This is a genomic window from Cellvibrio sp. ARAG 10.3 (genome assembly GCF_051846955.1).
In the GTDB taxonomy this organism is placed as follows: domain Bacteria; phylum Pseudomonadota; class Gammaproteobacteria; order Pseudomonadales; family Cellvibrionaceae; genus Cellvibrio.
The window spans coordinates 46,895-65,518 of record NZ_JBPYCU010000014.1 but is presented as its reverse complement, the minus strand read 5'-3'; the positions used below and the strand labels follow the sequence as shown (position 1 = coordinate 65,518).

The window sequence follows — 18,624 nt, the reverse complement described above, 5'->3', positions numbered from 1 at the left end:
ATAAAAAGGTTAATCATGTCTATCGAGTCAAATCCACCTCGTTACCAGGCATTGGATGCATTGCGTGGGCTTACTATTGCGCTGATGATCCTGGTGAACACTCCAGGTTCCTGGGCGTACATCTACGCACCATTCCAACATGCAGATTGGCATGGCTGCACACCGACGGATCTGGTATTCCCTTTCTTTTTATGTGTTGTCGGCGCGGCAATGTATTTTTCGTTTCGGCCGTCAGGTTTCTCCTGGTCCTGGCCCTTGGGCGTAAAAATTTTACGTCGGTTTGCCATTATCTTCAGCCTGGGGATTTTCCTTAATGCGTTTCCATTTAATGAACCGGTAGCGCAGTGGCGTATTCCAGGTGTGTTGCAACGCATTGCCTTGGCCTATCTGTTAGCGGCTGCTGTTGTGTTGAGTTTTCGCCGTTTTGGGATCATTGTCATCAGTCTTGTTGTGTTGCTGGGCTATTGGTTGGTGCTCTGGCTGTATGGCGGGGATCAAGCTTATGGACTGGAAACCAACCTGGTGCGGCAGATTGACTTGCTTGTTCTGGGTGAAAATCATCTCTGGCTTGGCAAAGCCATTCCCTTTGATCCGGAAGGGTTGCTCAGTACTTTCCCTGCCGTCGTCAATGTATTGATTGGCTTTGAGATTGCACGTTTGATTACCCGGCAGCACAGTAAAACCAGGGCGCTGATAACTATAGGTGTGGGTGGGGTAACGGCTATTCTCCTCGGCCTGCTCTGGAATCTGGTTATGCCCATTAACAAGTCGCTGTGGACCAGCTCATTTGTTATCTATTCGGGGGGTTACTTTGCTCTTACGCTGGCGTTGTTTATCTGGTTAATTGATCTTCGTGGTTATCGGGCACTGGCGCAGCCGTTGATTATTTATGGCACCAATCCTTTGTTTATTTATGTGCTATCCATCCTGTGGGTGAAAATCTATTACTTCATTCCGTGGGGGGAGGGCGGCAATTTTTATGAAGGACTATTCTCCATGCTAAATCAATGGATCAGTCCTCTGAATGCCTCGCTGGTGTTTGCCATCATTCATGTCATCTTGTTCTGGTTTGTCAGCGTCATACTGTTCAAACGACATATTTTTATAAAAGTATAAGGCGGATCGTGTGGCGTAGCCTCGACTTGGAAAATGTGAAGCAGTCGAGGTTGACCTTGCTGTATGAATCAACCATTTATGTAGCTTGTCGCTCCCCGTAACCAGTAGCGCTTTTATATCAAAAAGTGGGACACCGGTTTACGGTTTTAATGTTGCGACCATTGGGCTGATGAATAGGCCGTTGGTCGGTCATTACACACATAAGCCGTTCGACTTTTAGTAATGCCGGTACGAATTTGCGCGCGTTGTTGCAGCGGCATTTTGTGAATGTTAGCTTGCTCCTGCAGTCGTTCAGCGATGCAAATTCAGATGTGCCATTACGGATTCTGTTAACAACGTTAACAATAAAAAATTGGAGATAAATCCTATGAAAATTTTTCGGCAGAAAAATCGGTTCATTCCCCAGGCGAAGTCATTGGTTTATGGTGTGTTGGGGGCAGTTGCTCTGGGTTCAGTGGCTCAGGTGGCCAATGCGCAAACCAAAGTGGTGGGTTATATTCCCTCTTACAAAAATATGACGGCGGTGGTCGATAATACAGACCTCAGCAAATTAACCCACATCAACATCTCGTTTCTGAATCCTAATGCCAGCGGGGCCGTGATGAGTGGTGGCGATCCGGTGTGTATGGCGGGTGCCTTTGGCGGTAACGCGGCGGGCTCCGAATTAAGTTACGTGGTGCAAAAAGCGCATCAAGCGGGTGTAAAAGTATTAGTGTCGGTCGCGGGTGGCGTTATCCCGCCATGTTCCGGTAATTGGGCAACATTATTGCAACCCGGTAACCGAACGGCGTTGGTGAATAATCTGTTGCAGTTTGTGAATTATTTCAACCTGGACGGCCTGGATATCGATATTGAAGGCGCGCTGCTGACCAACATTGATAACGCCGGTAATTACACGCCTTTTATCCAGGCGCTCAGAAACGGTTTACCTTCCGGTAAATTGTTGACCTCAGCCACCGCATCCTATGTCGGCGGCATGGTGCCCACGTCATCCTTACCTTATTTTGATTTCGTTAACATCATGTCTTACGACGCGATTGGTCCGAGTTGGGGAACGCCGGGTATCGAGCATTCTTCTTACAGCCAGGCGGTTTCGCATATCAACACCTGGAAAGCGCGCGGACTCACTAAAGACAAGCTGGTTCTGGGTGTACCTTTTTATGGTTATGGTTTCGGCAGTTATAACGCTGATTACAGCTTCGCCCAGATTGTCAGCCAATTCGGTGCAGCGGCGGCGCAGAGTGATGTGATCGGTAGCGTGTGCGCCGGCTGCAGTTACATAACCTACAACGGCATCCCAACCATTCGCAGCAAAACCCAGCTGGCGCTGCAGGAAGGTTCGGGGGTGATGATCTGGGAACTGTCGCAAGACGCGGCAGGGACTAACAGTTTGTTGTCGGCTATTGATAACGAAATCGGGCAGGGTGGTTCATCCAGTTCAAGTTCCAGCTCAAGCAGTTCATCCAGCTCCAGCTTCAGCGGGCAACAATGTAACTGGTGGGGCACGATTTATCCGATCTGCACCCACATCACCACCGGGTGGGGCTGGCAAAACAATGCAGACTGTGTCGGCATCAATACCTGCGCAACCCTGTCTCCGCCTTATGGTGTGATGGGTGGCTCATCCAGTTCCAGTTCTTCAAGCGCGGGCTTTAGTCAAACGATTCAGGCGGAGTCCTACTCCAACATGAGCGGTGTACAACTGGAGCCCACCACCGACGCTGGTGGTGGCCAGAATGTAGGCTGGATCGATGCCAATGATTGGCTGGCTTACGCCAATATCAATATTCCCACTCCTGGCACATATCGTGTTGAATATCGTGTGGCCAGCATCAGCGGTTCGTTGTTATCGCTGGATTTGAACGGCGGGCAAATCCAATTAGGTCAGGTCGCTATTCCGGCTACCGGCGGTTGGCAGAGCTGGACGACCGTGTCGCATAACGTTCAGCTGTCTGCGGGTACTTTCAGTGTTGGTGTCTACGCCCAACAGGGGGGATGGAACCTTAACTGGTTGCGCATTACTCGTTTATAAGTGCAGCGGATGATCGAGCTGATCGATCATTTACGCTGTGTCACCTGTTGTATAGTCGTCCCCTTGCCCGACCACGCCGGTCGGGCTTTTTTATTTTTATGCCCTGTTTATTTTCACCCCGTGATTTCAACTTTCACGCATGGCAGACTAAAATGGCCCGGTCACTTTTTCGCAAGATCTTTTTACACAGGACGCTTCTCATGCAAGTTCAAACCGGTATCTATCGCCATTACAAAGGTAAGGAATATCAGGTTTTCCAGGTGGCCACCCACAGCGAAACGCTTGAACAGTTTGTCGTTTATCGCTGCTTATACGGGGATTATTCCTGGTGGGTGCGCCCATTAGGTATGTTTACCGAAACCGTTACGATTGCGGGTGAAACCTTGCCACGCTTTCAATTGATTAAAGCGCTTGAAAGTGAACTGGCCTTACCGATGCAGGAGAAAACGTGAACGAGCAAGCAGAGCGGGATGCCGCCTGGATGCGCTATGCGATGGACCTGGCTGCACAGGGGGAAGCAGCGGGTGAAGTGCCCGTGGGCGCCGTCATCGTAAAAGATAACCAGGTGATAGGCGAAGGTTGGAATCAACCCATCAGCAGCCAGGATCCGACTGCTCATGCCGAAGTGGTCGCCATTCGCATGGCGGCGCGAGAGCTCAATAATTATCGCTTACCTGGTTGTACGCTTTACGTCACCCTCGAGCCCTGCACCATGTGTGTGGGTGCTATGGTTCATGCGCGCATTGAGCGGTTGGTTTTTGGTACGGCCGAACCCAAGGCGGGAGCGATTCAAAGTCAATCACGGTTACTGGACAGCCATTGGTTTAACCATCGGGTGAATTATCAGGGCGCGGTACTGGCGACGGAATGTCAACATCAGTTGAGTTATTTTTTTCAGCAGCGGCGACTACAGTTAAAAGCACAGCGGCAGGAAAATAAAGCGCAGGTTGATGAGGGTGATGAAGCCTCATAAATTTTTGACAGCTTTCCAGTAAAGCTATATTGCGGCGGGACATTCAGGCAACGAAAGTGCTACACACTTTCGTTGCCCTAATAAGATTAAATGGCTTTCGCTTGTGCTACCGCGTTACCAATATAATTTGCCGGTGTCAGTTCGCGTATTGCCTGTTTTGCGTCTTCCGGGATATTCAAGGTTTCCACAAAATTAGCCAGCACGTCTCGGGTAATAGCCTGGCCGCGTGTCAATGCTTTCAATTTTTCGTAAGGTTCTTCCACATTGTAGCGACGCATAATGGTTTGAATGGGCTCAGCAAGCACTTCCCAACTGTTATTCAAATCTTCTGCTAAACGCGCACGATTGATTTCGAGTTTACCAATACCCTTCAAGGTTGATCCATAAGCGATCATGCCGTAACCGAAACCGACCCCCATATTGCGCAAGACGGTTGAATCCGTAAGGTCGCGCTGCCAGCGGGAGATCGGCAATTTCTGCGCGAGGTGTGTAAAGATCGCGTTGGCGATACCGAGGTTGCCTTCAGAGTTTTCAAAATCAATCGGGTTGACTTTATGCGGCATGGTGGATGAACCCACTTCACCGGCAACGGTTTTTTGTTTGAAGTAGCCGAGGGAGATATAACCCCAGATATCGCGATCAAAATCAATCAGGATGGTGTTGAAGCGCACAATGCCATCGAATAATTCAGCGATGTAGTCGTGAGGTTCAATTTGCGTCGTGTAAGGATTCCAGGTTAAGCCGAGGCTCTCTACAAACAGCTTGGCATTGGTTTGCCAATCTACATCCGGATAGGCAGACAAATGTGCATTGTAATTACCCACGGCGCCGTTGATCTTGCCGAGCAATTCGACCTTTTCAATCTGAGCCAGTTGACGGCGCAGGCGTGCGGCCACGTTGGCCATTTCTTTGCCCACGGTGGTGGGTGATGCGGTCTGGCCATGGGTGCGGGAGAGCATGGGATCGGCGGCATAATCGTGGGCAAGCTTAACAATCGCGTCGATAATCGCCTGCGCGTCCTTTACAAAAACCTCGCGGCCGGCTTTTAACATCAGCGCGTGGGACAAATTATTAATGTCTTCGCTGGTGCAGGCAAAGTGTACAAATTCCAGCACCGCTTCCAGTTCTTTGTTGCCCGCAAACTGTTTCTTCAGAAAATACTCCACGGCCTTAACATCGTGGTTGGTGGTGCGTTCAATATCTTTGATGCTTTGGGCGTGTTGTTCATTGAATTGAGTGATGATGGCATCCAGCTGAGCGTTGGTAGCATCACTGAATGCAGGGACTTCTGGAATACCGGCATGGCGACCGAGTTGTTGCAGCCAGCGCACCTCCACTTCCACCCGGCAGCGAATCAGCCCGAATTCACTGAAGATGCTGCGTAGGGCAAGGGTTTTGCTGCCGTAGCGGCCATCGACAGGGGATACAGCGTTGAGCGGGGAGAGGGTGACGAATGCGGTTTCCATGGGCGGAGGTCTCTTTCTGCGATCAGGTTAAAAGGCCGCCATGATACCCAAAAACCGGGTTTTTTTCAGAGGTTTGTCGCAGCCTAGGCCGCTAATGGAAAGCCCGCTAATGGAGGGGAATCGAGCGCAACAGCGTGTCTGCCGCGTCGGCGATTTTCTTGCGATGTACCAGAAGTTGCCAGCGATTGCCCCCCAGTTGTCGCCAGAGGGTGGCCGCGCGAATGCCAGCCAGCAGCAAGGCGCGCACCTGATGGGCCACACGTTGCTGCTGCAAATAGTTGTAATCCCCGGTGACCTGGATGCGAAAACGAAAGGTGCTGATGGTTTCGGAATATAGCCCACCGATATTGGCGATGACGTTATCGTGGGTTGTCGAGAAGTGTTCCGCCTGTTGTGCCGCCTGTTTCAGCCGGCTGCCGATGACGCCCAGCATATCCTTGCGGCCACTCAATTTTTTCTGCAGGTGTAATATCCCCAGGCTGTAACGCAGGGCATCGGCATGCGCGTGTGGGCGCTGCTTTCCGACGCTGGCCTGTTGCAATACATCGCGTAGGATCGTCAGGCCAAAATGCAGATTGGCAATATTGCCGCCATATACCGCCAGTGTGTCCGCCGGGTTAAGCTCGAACAGGCTTTCGATACTGACTTTATAGCTATCGGTGGGGACATAGCCGGTCTTTGCTAATTGTTCGACGAGCCCGGTCGCCTGGAAGAGTCCGGCGAGGGCGATGCTGAGGTCAGTCCAGTTCTTACTCACAAAAAATCATTCCACTCACAAGGGGGCAGTATTGCCGATTCACTACACGTTATCCGTTGCTTCGATGACTGCGCCACCCAGGCATACATCCCCCATATAAAATACGGCGGACTGGCCGGGTGTGATCGCGCGTTGCGCCTCATCAAACACCACGGTCAGCTTGCCATCCTGTTCCACGGTGACAATGCAATCCTGGTCAGCCTGACGATAGCGGACTTTGGCGGTGCAACGAAATTGATGTGAGGGCGGCTCGCCATTAATCCAATGGGCTTGTTGTGCGGTCAGGCGGTTGTTGAACAATAAGGGGTGGTCAGTGCCTTGGGCGACCAGCAGGACATTGCGCTGCAGATCTTTGCCCACCACAAACCAGGGCGCCTCGCTCGCGCCCCTGACACCGCCGATCCCCAAGCCTTGCCGCTGGCCAATAGTGTGATACATCAGGCCACTGTGTTCTCCAATCACCACGCCATCGGGTGTTTCAATGGCGCCCGGCTGGGCAGGGAGGTATTGCTGTAGAAAGTCCTTAAAGCGGCGTTCGCCGATAAAGCAGATGCCGGTGCTGTCTTTCTTGTCGTGGGTTACCAGGCCGTGTTGCTCCGCCAGACGCCGGACCTCCGGTTTCTCTAGCTCACCAACCGGAAACAGCGAGCGGGAAAACTCCGCTTCGCCCACCGCATGCAGGAAGTAGCTTTGGTCTTTGTTCGGATCCAGCCCTTTTAACAGGTAGGTGCGGCCATCGCGATCGGAACGGCGAGTATAGTGGCCTGTAGCAATCAGCTCGCCGCCAAGCATCTGCGCATATTCCAGGAAGACCTTGAACTTGATTTCGCGGTTGCACAGGATGTCGGGATTGGGTGTGCGCCCGGCTTTGTACTCCGCGAGGAAATGCTCAAACACATTGTCCCAATACTCCGCCGCAAAATTGGCCGTGTGCAAAGGGATGCCGAGTTTATCGCACACCCGCTGTGCGTCAGCCAGGTCGGCCTTGGCGGTGCAGTATTCGGTGCCGTCGTCCTCGTCCCAGTTCTTCATAAATAACCCTTCCACCCGGTAGCCCTGTTGCTGTAACAGCAAAGCTGAGACGGACGAGTCCACACCGCCGGACATGCCGACAATTACCAGGGGATTGGACGATGAAGTTGAAATAGACATAGCTCACTACAGAAGGGAAGTAACGGCTGCGCATTTTACCCGTCGAATGCGTTTGTGGCACGGATTAATTGGTAGCTCAGCCAATTACTGCCAAGGGAAAGCGACGGCCTGCGCGGTATTCGTCGATAATTTGTAATGTCATAGGACTGCGCAGTTGCGCGCGGCGTTCCAGAATTTCTTCGTAGGTCAGCCATACGGCTTCGATAATGCCGGTATCCAGCGATCGCCCCATATCCTGGCTGACCGCTTCGGCGATAAAGGTGGTTCGCACATAAGTTATGCCATTGCTCGGTGCTTCATAGAGATTGACTCCCACCACACCGGTTAACCTCACGTGCCATGCCGTTTCCTCAAGGGTTTCGCGGATGGCAGCCTCCTGCAAGGTTTCATCGGGATCGAGGTGGCCCGCAGGTTGGTTGTACACCTGCTTACCATCCGCTTCTTCATAAACCAGCAGGAAGCGACCAGCGCGTTCAACGATGGTGGCGACAGTGACGTGAGGAGCCCAATTCATGTACTTCATTCCTATATCAATATGGCGTTAGCCCATAGCGGGAAATGCACTTTATGTACGCATCATGCGGTTATTTATCTTCAGGTGAAAGCCTGGATTTGTTCTTGTGGATGATCACAGCTTTGACCGGCGTTTTGGTTTTGCCGCTGGCGGCCTGCGCTGTTTTTGGTTTTCCGGCGGTGTTACCCCGTTTTTTAACCGGTGCTTTAGTGTTTTTATTTCGCACTGATGCCCGAGGTGACGCCTCCGGCGTATGCACGGTTTCCGTGATGTATTTTCCCGGTTCTATGTTTTCAATACTCCAGTTGCCAATCTTCACCCGCACCAGGCGCAAGGTGGGATGGCCTACCGCTGCCGTCATGCGTCGTACCTGGCGATTCCTGCCTTCACTGATTACGATCTCCATCCATTGTGTGGGAATATTTTTGCGTTCGCGGATCGGTGTCTCGCGTTCCCACAGTTTCGGTGCAGGGATAAGCTTTACTTGCGCCGGCAAGGTGATGCCGTCATTGAGGGGAACGCCCTGGCGCAACTGCGTCAAGGCGTAACTGGTCGGAGCGCCTTCAACCTGAACCCAATAGGTTTTGGGCAGTTTGTGCATAGGGTGGGAAATCTGGTGTTGCAACTGCCCATCGTCTGTCAGCAGGAGTAGACCTTCTGAGTCGTGGTCCAGTCGGCCGGCAGGGTACACATTAGGCAGCCGTATGTACTGCGCCAGAGTAGGGCGGTTTTCTGTGTCGCTGAATTGTGACAATACGCCGTAGGGCTTGTTAAATAAAATCAGTTTTGCCATATAAGAACGTCGATTGAGTGGTTAAAAAACAGACTGTCCGTTTCGCGAATGCGAAAAGTTTACATCACTGTTATACTGCGCGCGATTTATCGGACCGGCTTCCTCCTGAGCGGTTTTCAGCAAAAGCCGTTGTCCCACTCGGAGCCTGGCTCGGAGTTTCCCTCTTCCTCCCTATGCAAGGGTGCCTGTCGGCGGGTTCGTTGGCGTGGCGCGCTTTATATTTGCTCGACAGCATGACTAACGGAGTTAACGTAAAAAATGACTGATTCAAAGATTATCTATACCGAAACCGACGAAGCCCCGGCGCTAGCCACTTATTCCTTACTCCCGATTGTCAAAGCCTTCACCCAATCTTCCGGTATCCGGGTAGAAACTCGCGATATCTCTCTCTCCGGTCGCATCATCGCCAACTTCCCTGAATACCTCACCGAAGACCAACGCATTGGCGATCATCTGGCTGAGCTGGGTGAATTGGCGAACAAGCCGGAAGCCAATATCATCAAGCTGCCCAACATCAGTGCATCTGTTCCGCAGTTAAAAGCGGCTATCAAAGAACTGCAAGACAAAGGCTATAAATTACCGGACTATCCGGAAGAGCCAAAAAGCGATACTGAAAAAGATGTGAAGGCACGTTACGACAAGATCAAGGGCAGTGCCGTAAACCCGGTGTTGCGCGAAGGTAACTCAGACCGTCGAGCGCCTTTGTCAGTAAAAAATTATGCGCGCAAGAACCCGCATAAGATGGGTGCCTGGGTGGCAGATTCAAAATCCCACGTTGCGCATATGAGCAGCGGTGACTTCTATGGCAGTGAAAAATCAGCATTAATTGCTGAAGCCGGCAGCGTTCGAATTGAATTATTGGGTGCAGATGGTAGTACTCAAGTACTAAAAGAAAAAACAAACGTAATGAAAGGCGAAATCATTGATGCATCGGTGATGAGCAAAAACGCGTTGCGCCAATTTATTGCACAGGAAATTGACGATGCCAAGCAAAAAGGTGTGTTGTTTTCGCTGCACCTGAAAGCCACCATGATGAAAGTATCGGATCCCATTATCTTTGGTCATGTGGTATCGGTTTTTTATCAGAACGTATTAACCAAACATGCTGATGTATTGAAATCTCTAGGCGTGGACCTTAACAACGGTATCGGTGATCTCTACGCCAAAATCAAACATCTGCCGGCGGAGAAGCAGGCGGAAATCGAAGCGGATATCAAGGCTGTTTATACTCAGCGTCCTTCCCTCGCGATGGTCAACTCCGACAAGGGGATTACCAATCTCCATGTACCCAGCGATGTCATTGTTGATGCCTCCATGCCTGCCATGATTCGCGATTCCGGCAGAATGTGGAATGCTGAAGGCAAACTGCAGGACACCAAGGCGGTCATTCCGGATCGTTGCTATGCCGGCGTTTACCAAATGGTTATCGAAGATTGTAAAAAACACGGTGCGTTTAATCCCGCTACCATGGGTAGCGTTCCTAACGTAGGTTTGATGGCCCAAAAAGCGGAAGAATACGGTTCGCACGATAAAACGTTTGAAATCCCGGCCAACGGAACCGTACGTGTAGTGGATGCGGCAGGTCAGGTGCTGCTGGAGCAGATCGTCGAAGCGGGTGATATCTGGCGCATGTGCCAGGTGAAAGACGCCCCGATTCAGGATTGGGTTAAATTGGCGGTTAATCGTGCGCGCGCATCGAACACCCCCGCTGTTTTCTGGTTGGACTCAGCGCGGGCTCATGACGCGTTACTGATTGAGAAGGTGAAGACCTACCTCAAGGATCACGATACCTCCGGGTTGGAGATTCACATCATGTCACCGGTAGAGGCCACCCAGTTTTCCCTGGATCGGATTCGCCAGGGCAAGGACACAATTTCCGTGACCGGTAACGTATTGCGCGACTACCTCACCGACCTTTTCCCGATCATGGAACTGGGAACCAGCGCCAAGATGTTGTCCATCGTACCCTTGATGAATGGTGGTGGTTTGTTTGAAACCGGCGCCGGCGGCTCTGCGCCGAAGCACGTGCAACAGTTTGTGGATGAGGGCCATTTGCGCTGGGATTCGTTGGGTGAATTCCTGGCTCTGGCAGAGTCGCTCGATCATTTCGGTAATACTACCCATAACGCGAAAGCCAAAGTCTTTGCCAAAACCCTGGACCAGGCGAACGGCAAGTTCCTGGATAACAACAAATCTCCAGGCCGTGCCCCCGGGGAGCTGGATAATCGCGGCAGTCATTTTTATCTGGCACTCTACTGGGCTCAAGCCCTGGCTGAACAGAATGAAGACAGCGACCTGAAGGCTCAGTTTGCCGGACTGGCTAAAACCTTGGCCGATAACGAACAGAAGATTGTCGGTGAACTGATTGCCGCTGCAGGTAAGCCCGTTAACATTGGTGGCTATTACCGCCCTGACAGCGAGCTGACGGCAAAAGCCATGCGCCCCAGTAAAACGTTTAACGAGGCGCTAGCTTCCCTTGGCTAATTGAAATGGTCATATTCCACAACTAAAAAGAAAACCCGGCACAAGCCGGGTTTTCTTTTTGGACGGGTAGATAAGAAACTATTTTTTCTATCTGGCGATGCCTCAGCATTGAAATTCGCTTTATCCTCCCAAACTACCTGAGTAATGATTGAGAAGGCTCAATATCTTTATAGCCTATGGTTATAAATAAATTCAAGCAGCAGAATTTGCCAAGCCGTAAGGCAGTAAACCTCGAACCGATCAGGCGAGAGCCGCTTTTGGCTCGGTGGCTACGGCTGTAATGTTGACAGCGTGTAAACCTTTATCGCCTTTGGTGATTTCAAAGGAAACTACCTGACCGGCTTTCAATGTTTTATAACCGTCCATCTGGATGGCTGAGTAATGTGCAAAGAGGTCTTCGCCTCCCTCATCAGAGAGGATAAAGCCATAACCTTTTGCGTTATTGAACCACTTGACTGTACCTGTAGGCATGATTAAATCCTTCTGCCCCGGCACAAGAGTTTTAATAACCCCTGCACCTTATCGTTATTATTTTCCAAGGAAAAACAGTTCAATATCGTTACAGCTGGGAGGCGATATCGGACGAGTTTTATAAAGCCCTTGGCGTGTTTTTGGGTGTTGGTTAAACATTTTGGAATAATGCCGAGCAAAATGATGATTATTTGAGCGGCGACCATGTGTTTTATCCAACAATTGAACCAAAGTCAAGTCTTCGCCCGTATATAGCCCTGTCAGTGTGAGCGGTATACCATTGGGTTAGAATGGCTCTTAGCCGCTAGAACACTTTCAATTTCTGTTGATTCACTATGAGAAATCCAGACGACCTTCAACTAACCTTAAGTAAAGACGAAGATTCCGACAGCAATGAATTCGATGGGAATCTTGCGGTCCTAGAGGCGAAGCCAAAACTCAAGCGTCCACCCATGTATAAGGTGTTGATGTTGAATGATGACTACACGCCGATGGACTTTGTGGTGGAAATACTTGAGCTGTTTTTCGCCATGTCACGCGAGAAAGCAACCCGAGTGATGTTAACAGTACATATTCACGGCAAAGCTGTTTGTGGCGTCTATACTCGTGATATAGCGGAAACAAAAGCCGCTCAGGTTAATCAGTACGCCAGGGAGCACCAACATCCGCTACTGTGTGAAGTAGAAGCGGTAGAAGATGAAGAGCGGTAATCCTGTTGCAGCAAGTTTCTGTGTGCTGCGTCCAAGTTGCTAGCTTCCAGAGGTTGAATGCGATGTTAAGCAAAGATTTAGAAGTAACCTTGAATCTCGCCTTTAAAGGCGCTCGCTCCAAGCGCCATGAGTTCATGACCGTTGAACATTTATTGCTAGCGTTGATTGATAACGATTCTGCGGCAAGTGTACTGCGTGCTTGCGGTGCTGATCTCACAAGTTTGCGCAAAGAGCTGATTGAGTTTGTTGACTCAACGACGCCGCTTATTCCCGAAAATGATACTGAACGCGAAACCCAGCCTACGCTTGGTTTTCAGCGCGTTTTGCAGCGCGCGGTATTTCATGTGCAGTCATCTGGTAAGCAGGAAGTTACGGGCGCAAACGTACTGGTGGCAATTTTCAGTGAGCAGGAAAGCCAGGCGGTTTACTACCTCAAGCAGCAAAATATTGCACGTATTGATGTAGTGAATTACATCACTCACGGCATTCATAAAGTGGCGGGTCATTCTGAGCACGGCAATGACGCTGGTCACTCTCATGAGCAACAGGATGAAGATGCGATTGGGGGTGATTCCGCTTCGCAAAGCCCGTTGGAAAGTTTCGCGGCTAATCTCAACGAGTTGGCTATGCAGGGGCGAGTTGATCCCTTGGTTGGACGGGAGTTCGAGGTTGAGCGTGTCTGCCAGATTCTTTCCCGGCGCAGAAAAAACAACCCTTTATTGGTGGGCGAATCCGGTGTCGGTAAGACTGCCATTGCCGAAGGTTTGGCTAAACGTATTGTGGATGGAGATGTGCCTGAGCCGCTGGTAAACAGTGTTGTTTACTCGCTCGATATGGGTGCCTTATTGGCCGGAACCAAATACCGCGGCGACTTTGAAAAACGTTTTAAAGGGTTGTTAACAGAACTTAAAAAGCAAAAGAATTCGATCCTGTTTATCGACGAGATCCATACCATTATTGGTGCCGGTGCCGCGTCCGGTGGGGTGATGGATGCCTCTAACTTATTGAAGCCACTGCTGTCGTCCGGCGAAATCCGGTGCATGGGCTCGACTACCTATCAAGAATATCGCGGTATCTTTGATAAAGATCGCGCGTTATCACGGCGTTTCCAAAAAGTTGATGTCAACGAGCCTTCAGTGGATGAGACGTACCAGATCCTCAAAGGACTCAAGAGTCGTTTCGAGAAACACCACAATCTGCGCTATACCGATCCGGCGTTGCGCGCAGCGGCAGAGTTGGCTGAACGTTATATCAATGATCGGTTTTTGCCCGATAAAGCGATTGATGTTATTGACGAAGCAGGTGCTTATCAACAATTGCTGCCACCGAGCAAACGCAAGAAAACCATTGGCGTTGCCGATGTGGAAAATGTGGTGGCCAAGATTGCGCGGATTCCCCCCAAGAGCGTTTCTTCTTCTGATAAGGAGTTGCTCCGTAAGCTGGATGAAAACCTGAAGATGACCGTCTTCGGACAAAACGAGGCGATCGATACATTGGCCACGGCGATCAAGCTGTCCCGTGCAGGGTTGAATTCGGTTGAAAAACCGATCGGTTCCTTCCTGTTTGCTGGTCCTACCGGTGTAGGTAAGACTGAGGTTTGTCGTCAGCTGGCTAAATGCATGGGACTCGAACTGTTACGGTTTGACATGTCCGAGTACATGGAGCGCCATACGGTGTCGCGTTTAATTGGTGCTCCTCCAGGCTACGTTGGTTTTGATCAAGGTGGATTGTTGACGGACGCTGTGACCAAGCAACCGCACTGCGTCGTGTTGTTGGATGAAATTGAGAAAGCGCATCCGGAAGTCTTTAACCTGCTTTTGCAAGTGATGGATCATGGGACGCTGACGGACAACAATGGTCGCAAGGCAGATTTTCGCAATGTCATCTTGGTCATGACAACCAATGCCGGAGCGGAAATTATGAGTCGGCCGTCCATCGGTTTCACGCATCAGGATCACACCACTGATGGTATGGAAGCGATCAAAAAAATGTTTACGCCGGAATTCCGTAACCGTCTTGATGCCATTGTACAGTTTGCGCCATTGACCATTGAGGTCATCAAAACTGTCGTGGATAAATTCCTGATGGAGTTGCAAACTCAACTGGATGATAAGCATGTCACCCTTGAGATTTCGGAGGATGCGCGCGAGTGGCTGGCTGTTCATGGTTACGATGAGAAAATGGGTGCTCGCCCTATGGCTCGCCTGATTCAGGAAAAGCTCAAGAAACCCCTCGCGGAAGAGATACTCTTCGGTTCTCTTGCCAACGGAGGCGGTATAGTAGCGGTGGACCTTGACCCCTATAAGGATCAGCTGGTTCTGGATATCAAGGCGAAGCAGGATTTACAGCCAGCCTGATATTGATCGGTTCCGTCACAGTATGCCAGTAACAACAAAAGCCGCTTAGCGGCTTTTGTTGTTTAAGGAACCGGGATATGAGGGGATGGCTTAGCGCGCGCGGTAGGTGATCCGGCCTTTGCTAAGGTCGTAAGGTGTCATTTCGACTTTGACTTTATCGCCGGTCAGGATGCGAATGTAGTTTTTGCGCATTTTGCCAGAGATGTGGGCGGTAACTACGTGACCATTTTCCAGTTTTACCCGGAAGGTTGTGTTGGGCAGGGTATCGATTACTTCGCCTTCAAATTCAATATTGTCTTCTTTTGCCATGCGGCAGTGTCCTCGGTGTCCTAACGGATGGGGGTAAAAATAGGTGCGAATTGTGCCTGAAATACCCGGTTGCGCCAAGTGAAATGCGGGACAAAAGAAGGGTTTGGTTAGTTTTGTACTAATTTAACCGCATCCATCGGCGGTTTATCAGAAGCTCCAGGGGGCGATACTGGATTTTATAGCGCATTTTTTCGCACTGTTTAATCCAATACCCCAGGTAGAGGTTGGGTAAGCCAAGCGAGCGCGCCTTATCGATTTGCGCCAGGATGGCAAAAACGCCCAGACTCCGCTTGGTTTCATCGGGATCATAAAAGGTGTAGACCGCCGAGAGGCCGTCATCCAGACGATCACAAACGGATACACCGATCAATTTTTCACCCAACCGAAATTCAAGATACTGCGTCACACCCCATTCGCTGGTCAGAAAAGCCTCGTGTTGGGCCTGGGAGGGCGGAAACATATCGCCATCATTGTGGCGTCGGATGATGTAGTCCGCGTAGAGTTCATAGTGCTCATCGGTATTAATGTTGGACACCACTGCAATCGTCAGGTCCTGGTTGCGCTGCCAGCAACGGCGCTGGCTGCGGTTGGGCCGAAACAGATTGACGGGAATACGACAGGAAATACAGGCCTGGCATAACGCGCATTGGGGTCGATACAAATGGCTGCCGCTGCGCCGGAACCCCAACTGGGACAACTGGCTGTACAAGGTGACATCCATCGCCGCATCTGGATCAACGAACAGGGTTGTGGCTTCCTGGCCATCCAGGTAGCTGCAGGGATGGGGCTGGGTGGTAAACAGTTTTAGGGTCGAGAGATCGGTCACTTCTGTCTCCTGATTCCTGAGCGGGTGGAGCAATCATTATCGATATGATGTATTTATAGCTTATCCGGGGTAGGCATCGGTAGCCAGCGGTTTGATCACAGGCGGTCTATCTCACCGTATTATCGGAGTGAATCTGGCGATACTCTTGGCTGGTTCTGCCTACATGTCCATTGAGTGACGCTTCGGCTAAAAGTTCGGAAGCTCGCGGTGTCCCTCAGAGTCTGAGTGCCATACCGGGCTTATTGCCTTCCAGTCATTACCAGTTGGTCCCGCTGCAGGCATATCGGTGAAATCTGACAGGATTCTCTGAAAAGCTTCCCGGGAAATTTCCCGGGCGCCGAGGCTAAAAAGGTGATCGTTGGCCACCTGGCAGTCGATTAGCTCGAACCCCCAGGTTTGCAAGTGGTGGGCAAGGTGAGCAAAGCCGACTTTGGATGCATTATCCGCGCGACTGAACATGGATTCACCGAAGAAAACCCGCCCCAGTGCGATGCCATACAAGCCGCCGACCAATGTGGGTGATTGATCGGGTTGTTGGTGCCAAACCTCAACAGAATGGGCGAGGCCCATGCGGTGGATGTGGGTATAGGCGGCGATCATGGGCTCGCTGATCCAGGTGCCATCGGCATAAGTGCGCGGCGCGGCGCAATGTCGCATAACCATCTCAAAGGCACGGTCGAAGGTAACCTGGTATAAACCCTTGCGCAGGGTTTTGCGCAGGCTGCGCGAAATGTGTAATTGGCTTGGGTAGAGCACCGTGCGCGGGTGAGGGCTCCACCATAAGATCGGATCGCCGGGATTGAACCACGGGAAGATGCCTTTGCGGTATGCGGCCAGGATCCGTTGAGGCGACAGATCGCCGCCAACAGCCAGTAAGCCGTTGGGGTCGTCCAGGGCCAAAGCGACCGGTGGAAACTCGAGGCTGTATGGGTCCAACCAGTGCACGTGGGTCATAGTGTGATAACAAACCGGGCCTGCTGCTGGGCGGCCCGGCGTCCGGCATTATTTAATGATGCGATAACAGGGTTTGTAGTGTCGTCCCGGCAGCTTCATCCGGCTTTGCTCGGCAAAGGAGGTCAGCAGGGCATCTACGGGTTGCATGATGCTGGCGTCGCCGTGTAATTCAAAATGCCCGTGCTCTTCAATTGCCCGTATGCCTTCATCTTTTACATTGCCGGCTACGATGCCAGAGAAGGCGCGCCGCAGGTTGGCTGCTAACAGATGGCTTTCCTGGTTTTTATGCAGCTCCAGATTGCGCATATTGATATGCGTTGGAGCGAAGGGTTGTTGGAAGTCGGGGCTGATCTTTAGCTGCCAGTTGAAGTAGTAGGCATCGTCTGTTTTTTTGCGGAATTCGCGCACGGTTTTGATGCCTTTCAGCATCTCCCTCGCTACCGTTTCCGGATCATTGATAATGATCTTGTAACGGTTCTGCGCATCAGCGCCAATCGTATCGCCGATGAATTGGTGGATATGATCAAAGTAATCGGCGGCGCTGGCCGGCCCGGTAAAAATCAGGGGGAAGGGGATATCGCGGTTATCCGGATGCAGCAAAATGCCCAGAATATACAGGATCTCTTCCGCTGTACCGGCGCCACCGGGAAAGATCACGATACCGTGACCGGTGCGCACAAAGGCTTCCAGACGTTTCTCGATGTCCGGCATGATCGTCAGTTGATTGACGATAGGATTGGGCGCCTCAGCGGCAATGATGCCAGGCTCGGTAATACCCACATAGCGGCCGCCACTGATACGTTGTTTGGCATGGCCGATGGTGGCGCCCTTCATTGGACCTTTCATGGCGCCCGGGCCGCAGCCGGTGCAAATGTCCATACCTCTCAGACCCAATGCGTAGCCCACCTCTTTGGTGTAATCATATTCTCCCCGGCTGATGGAGTGTCCCCCCCAACAAACCACAAGATTGGGATCGCGGCCGGGCTGGAGCAAACCTGCGTTGCGCAGCATATGAAAGACTGCGTCTGTGATGCCCTCACTGGTGCTCAGGTTGAACTTGGCATTTCCACGCAATTCGTCGCTGGCATAGATAACATCGCGCAGCACGGTAAACAGGTGCTCACTGATGCCCTTGATCATCTTGCCATCAACAAAAGCGCTGGCGGGGGCACCGCGTACATCTAGCTTTATCCCGCGTTCCTCCTGAATAATGCTGATGGAGAAATCGCTGTAGCGTTCAAGCAGCTCTTTTCCATCATCCAGGTAATTTCCGCAATTAAGGACGGCCAGTGAACAGCTGCGAAACAGGTTGTATAAACCACTTTGGCTGGCGTCCAGGAGCTTGGATACTTCTATCTTGGAAAGAATATTCAGGGGACCCATCGGGGAGATGATGGCATCGATGGTTTCGTAGTTACCGCTTTCGTGATGAGTGGAGATATAGGGATTGTTGCTATAACTATTTGTCATGCGCGTCTCTTCTACTGCCGGTTTCGGGAGATGTTATTGTCAGTTTAGTGGTATTTCGTTCGTTATGGGGTGATTTTATTGAGATCTGCGATGTTCATTCTGCTTGTCAATAAGGTATCATATAAGATATTTAATGGATTAAAAACCATTTTTTTGTATCTTAAAAGATCTTTTAATAAAAAATCCCATTGATTTTTGATTTCATAAATGATACTTAGCTATTATTTTTGCTACTTAAAG

Annotated in this window: 17 protein-coding genes; 7 read left to right on the top strand and 10 right to left on the bottom strand. The window is 51.0% G+C overall.

What is annotated here, in order from left to right:
* The first annotated feature begins 15 nt into the window (after positions 1-15).
* From ACSV5M_RS16345 to tadA, 4 genes are all read left to right on the top strand, one after another.
* Positions 16-1,116, top strand: a complete 1,101-nt coding sequence (locus ACSV5M_RS16345; RefSeq protein ID WP_439177411.1) for an acyltransferase family protein — start codon at positions 16-18, stop codon at positions 1,114-1,116.
* A 367-nt stretch (positions 1,117-1,483) separates the two neighbouring features.
* Entirely contained in the window at positions 1,484-3,148 is a 1,665-nt protein-coding gene (locus ACSV5M_RS16340) for a carbohydrate-binding protein (protein WP_439177410.1), read from the top strand.
* Between the two features lie 200 nt (positions 3,149-3,348).
* Positions 3,349-3,600, top strand: a complete 252-nt coding sequence (locus ACSV5M_RS16335) for a DUF1653 domain-containing protein (protein WP_439177408.1) — start codon at positions 3,349-3,351, stop codon at positions 3,598-3,600.
* Positions 3,597-4,121, top strand: coding sequence for a tRNA adenosine(34) deaminase TadA (gene tadA, locus ACSV5M_RS16330; RefSeq protein WP_439177407.1), 525 nt, complete (start codon positions 3,597-3,599; stop codon positions 4,119-4,121). Before ACSV5M_RS16335 ends, tadA begins: the two co-directional genes overlap by 4 nt.
* A gap of 86 nt (positions 4,122-4,207) precedes the next feature.
* Here the strand turns inward: tadA and purB are convergent, their stop codons facing one another.
* From purB to ACSV5M_RS16305, 5 genes are all read right to left on the bottom strand, one after another.
* Positions 4,208-5,587: an adenylosuccinate lyase gene (gene purB, locus ACSV5M_RS16325; protein ID WP_439177406.1), complete on the bottom strand. Its 1,380-nt coding sequence runs from the start codon at positions 5,585-5,587 to the stop codon at positions 4,208-4,210.
* A 106-nt stretch (positions 5,588-5,693) separates the two neighbouring features.
* A complete protein-coding gene (gene hflD, locus ACSV5M_RS16320) occupies positions 5,694-6,344 on the bottom strand; it encodes a high frequency lysogenization protein HflD (RefSeq protein ID WP_439177405.1) in 651 nt (216 codons plus the stop codon).
* Positions 6,345-6,386: 42 nt separating this feature from the next.
* Positions 6,387-7,496, bottom strand: a complete 1,110-nt coding sequence (gene mnmA / locus ACSV5M_RS16315) for a tRNA 2-thiouridine(34) synthase MnmA (RefSeq protein ID WP_439177404.1) — start codon at positions 7,494-7,496, stop codon at positions 6,387-6,389.
* A gap of 76 nt (positions 7,497-7,572) precedes the next feature.
* The gene (locus ACSV5M_RS16310; protein ID WP_439177403.1) at positions 7,573-8,010 is read right to left on the bottom strand and encodes an NUDIX hydrolase; all 438 of its coding nucleotides are present in this window, start codon (positions 8,008-8,010) and stop codon (positions 7,573-7,575) included.
* A 70-nt stretch (positions 8,011-8,080) separates the two neighbouring features.
* On the bottom strand, positions 8,081-8,803 hold the full coding sequence (locus ACSV5M_RS16305) for a pseudouridine synthase (protein ID WP_439177401.1): 723 nt from the start codon (positions 8,801-8,803) through the stop codon (positions 8,081-8,083).
* Between the two features lie 258 nt (positions 8,804-9,061).
* Here ACSV5M_RS16305 and ACSV5M_RS16300 point away from each other — a divergent pair, with 258 nt between their 5' ends.
* Entirely contained in the window at positions 9,062-11,287 is a 2,226-nt protein-coding gene (locus ACSV5M_RS16300; RefSeq protein ID WP_439177400.1) for an NADP-dependent isocitrate dehydrogenase, read from the top strand.
* A gap of 240 nt (positions 11,288-11,527) precedes the next feature.
* Here ACSV5M_RS16300 and cspD read toward each other — a convergent pair whose 3' ends face one another.
* Positions 11,528-11,758 carry a cold shock domain-containing protein CspD gene (cspD, locus tag ACSV5M_RS16295; protein ID WP_439177398.1) on the bottom strand — a complete coding sequence of 77 codons (231 nt, stop codon included), beginning with the start codon at positions 11,756-11,758 and terminating at the stop codon, positions 11,528-11,530.
* Between the two features lie 335 nt (positions 11,759-12,093).
* Between cspD and clpS the strand changes: the two genes are divergently transcribed.
* Together clpS and clpA are read left to right on the top strand one after the other, a co-directional pair.
* Positions 12,094-12,468, top strand: coding sequence for an ATP-dependent Clp protease adapter ClpS (gene clpS, locus ACSV5M_RS16290; RefSeq protein ID WP_439177396.1), 375 nt, complete (start codon positions 12,094-12,096; stop codon positions 12,466-12,468).
* 62 nt (positions 12,469-12,530) lie between these two features.
* Positions 12,531-14,825 carry an ATP-dependent Clp protease ATP-binding subunit ClpA gene (clpA, locus tag ACSV5M_RS16285; RefSeq protein WP_439177395.1) on the top strand — a complete coding sequence of 765 codons (2,295 nt, stop codon included), beginning with the start codon at positions 12,531-12,533 and terminating at the stop codon, positions 14,823-14,825.
* A gap of 90 nt (positions 14,826-14,915) precedes the next feature.
* Here the strand turns inward: clpA and infA are convergent, their stop codons facing one another.
* The 4 genes from infA to ppnN all read right to left on the bottom strand — a co-directional run bounded on the left by infA (position 14,916) and on the right by ppnN (position 18,384).
* Positions 14,916-15,134, bottom strand: coding sequence for a translation initiation factor IF-1 (gene infA / locus ACSV5M_RS16280; RefSeq protein WP_049722125.1), 219 nt, complete (start codon positions 15,132-15,134; stop codon positions 14,916-14,918).
* A 118-nt stretch (positions 15,135-15,252) separates the two neighbouring features.
* Entirely contained in the window at positions 15,253-15,960 is a 708-nt protein-coding gene (locus ACSV5M_RS16275; protein WP_439177393.1) for an arginyltransferase, read from the bottom strand.
* A 186-nt stretch (positions 15,961-16,146) separates the two neighbouring features.
* On the bottom strand, positions 16,147-16,914 hold the full coding sequence (aat, locus tag ACSV5M_RS16270; RefSeq protein ID WP_439177392.1) for a leucyl/phenylalanyl-tRNA--protein transferase: 768 nt from the start codon (positions 16,912-16,914) through the stop codon (positions 16,147-16,149).
* Between the two features lie 48 nt (positions 16,915-16,962).
* Positions 16,963-18,384, bottom strand: a complete 1,422-nt coding sequence (gene ppnN / locus ACSV5M_RS16265) for a nucleotide 5'-monophosphate nucleosidase PpnN (RefSeq protein WP_439177391.1) — start codon at positions 18,382-18,384, stop codon at positions 16,963-16,965.
* Between the last annotated feature and the right edge of the window lie 240 nt (positions 18,385-18,624).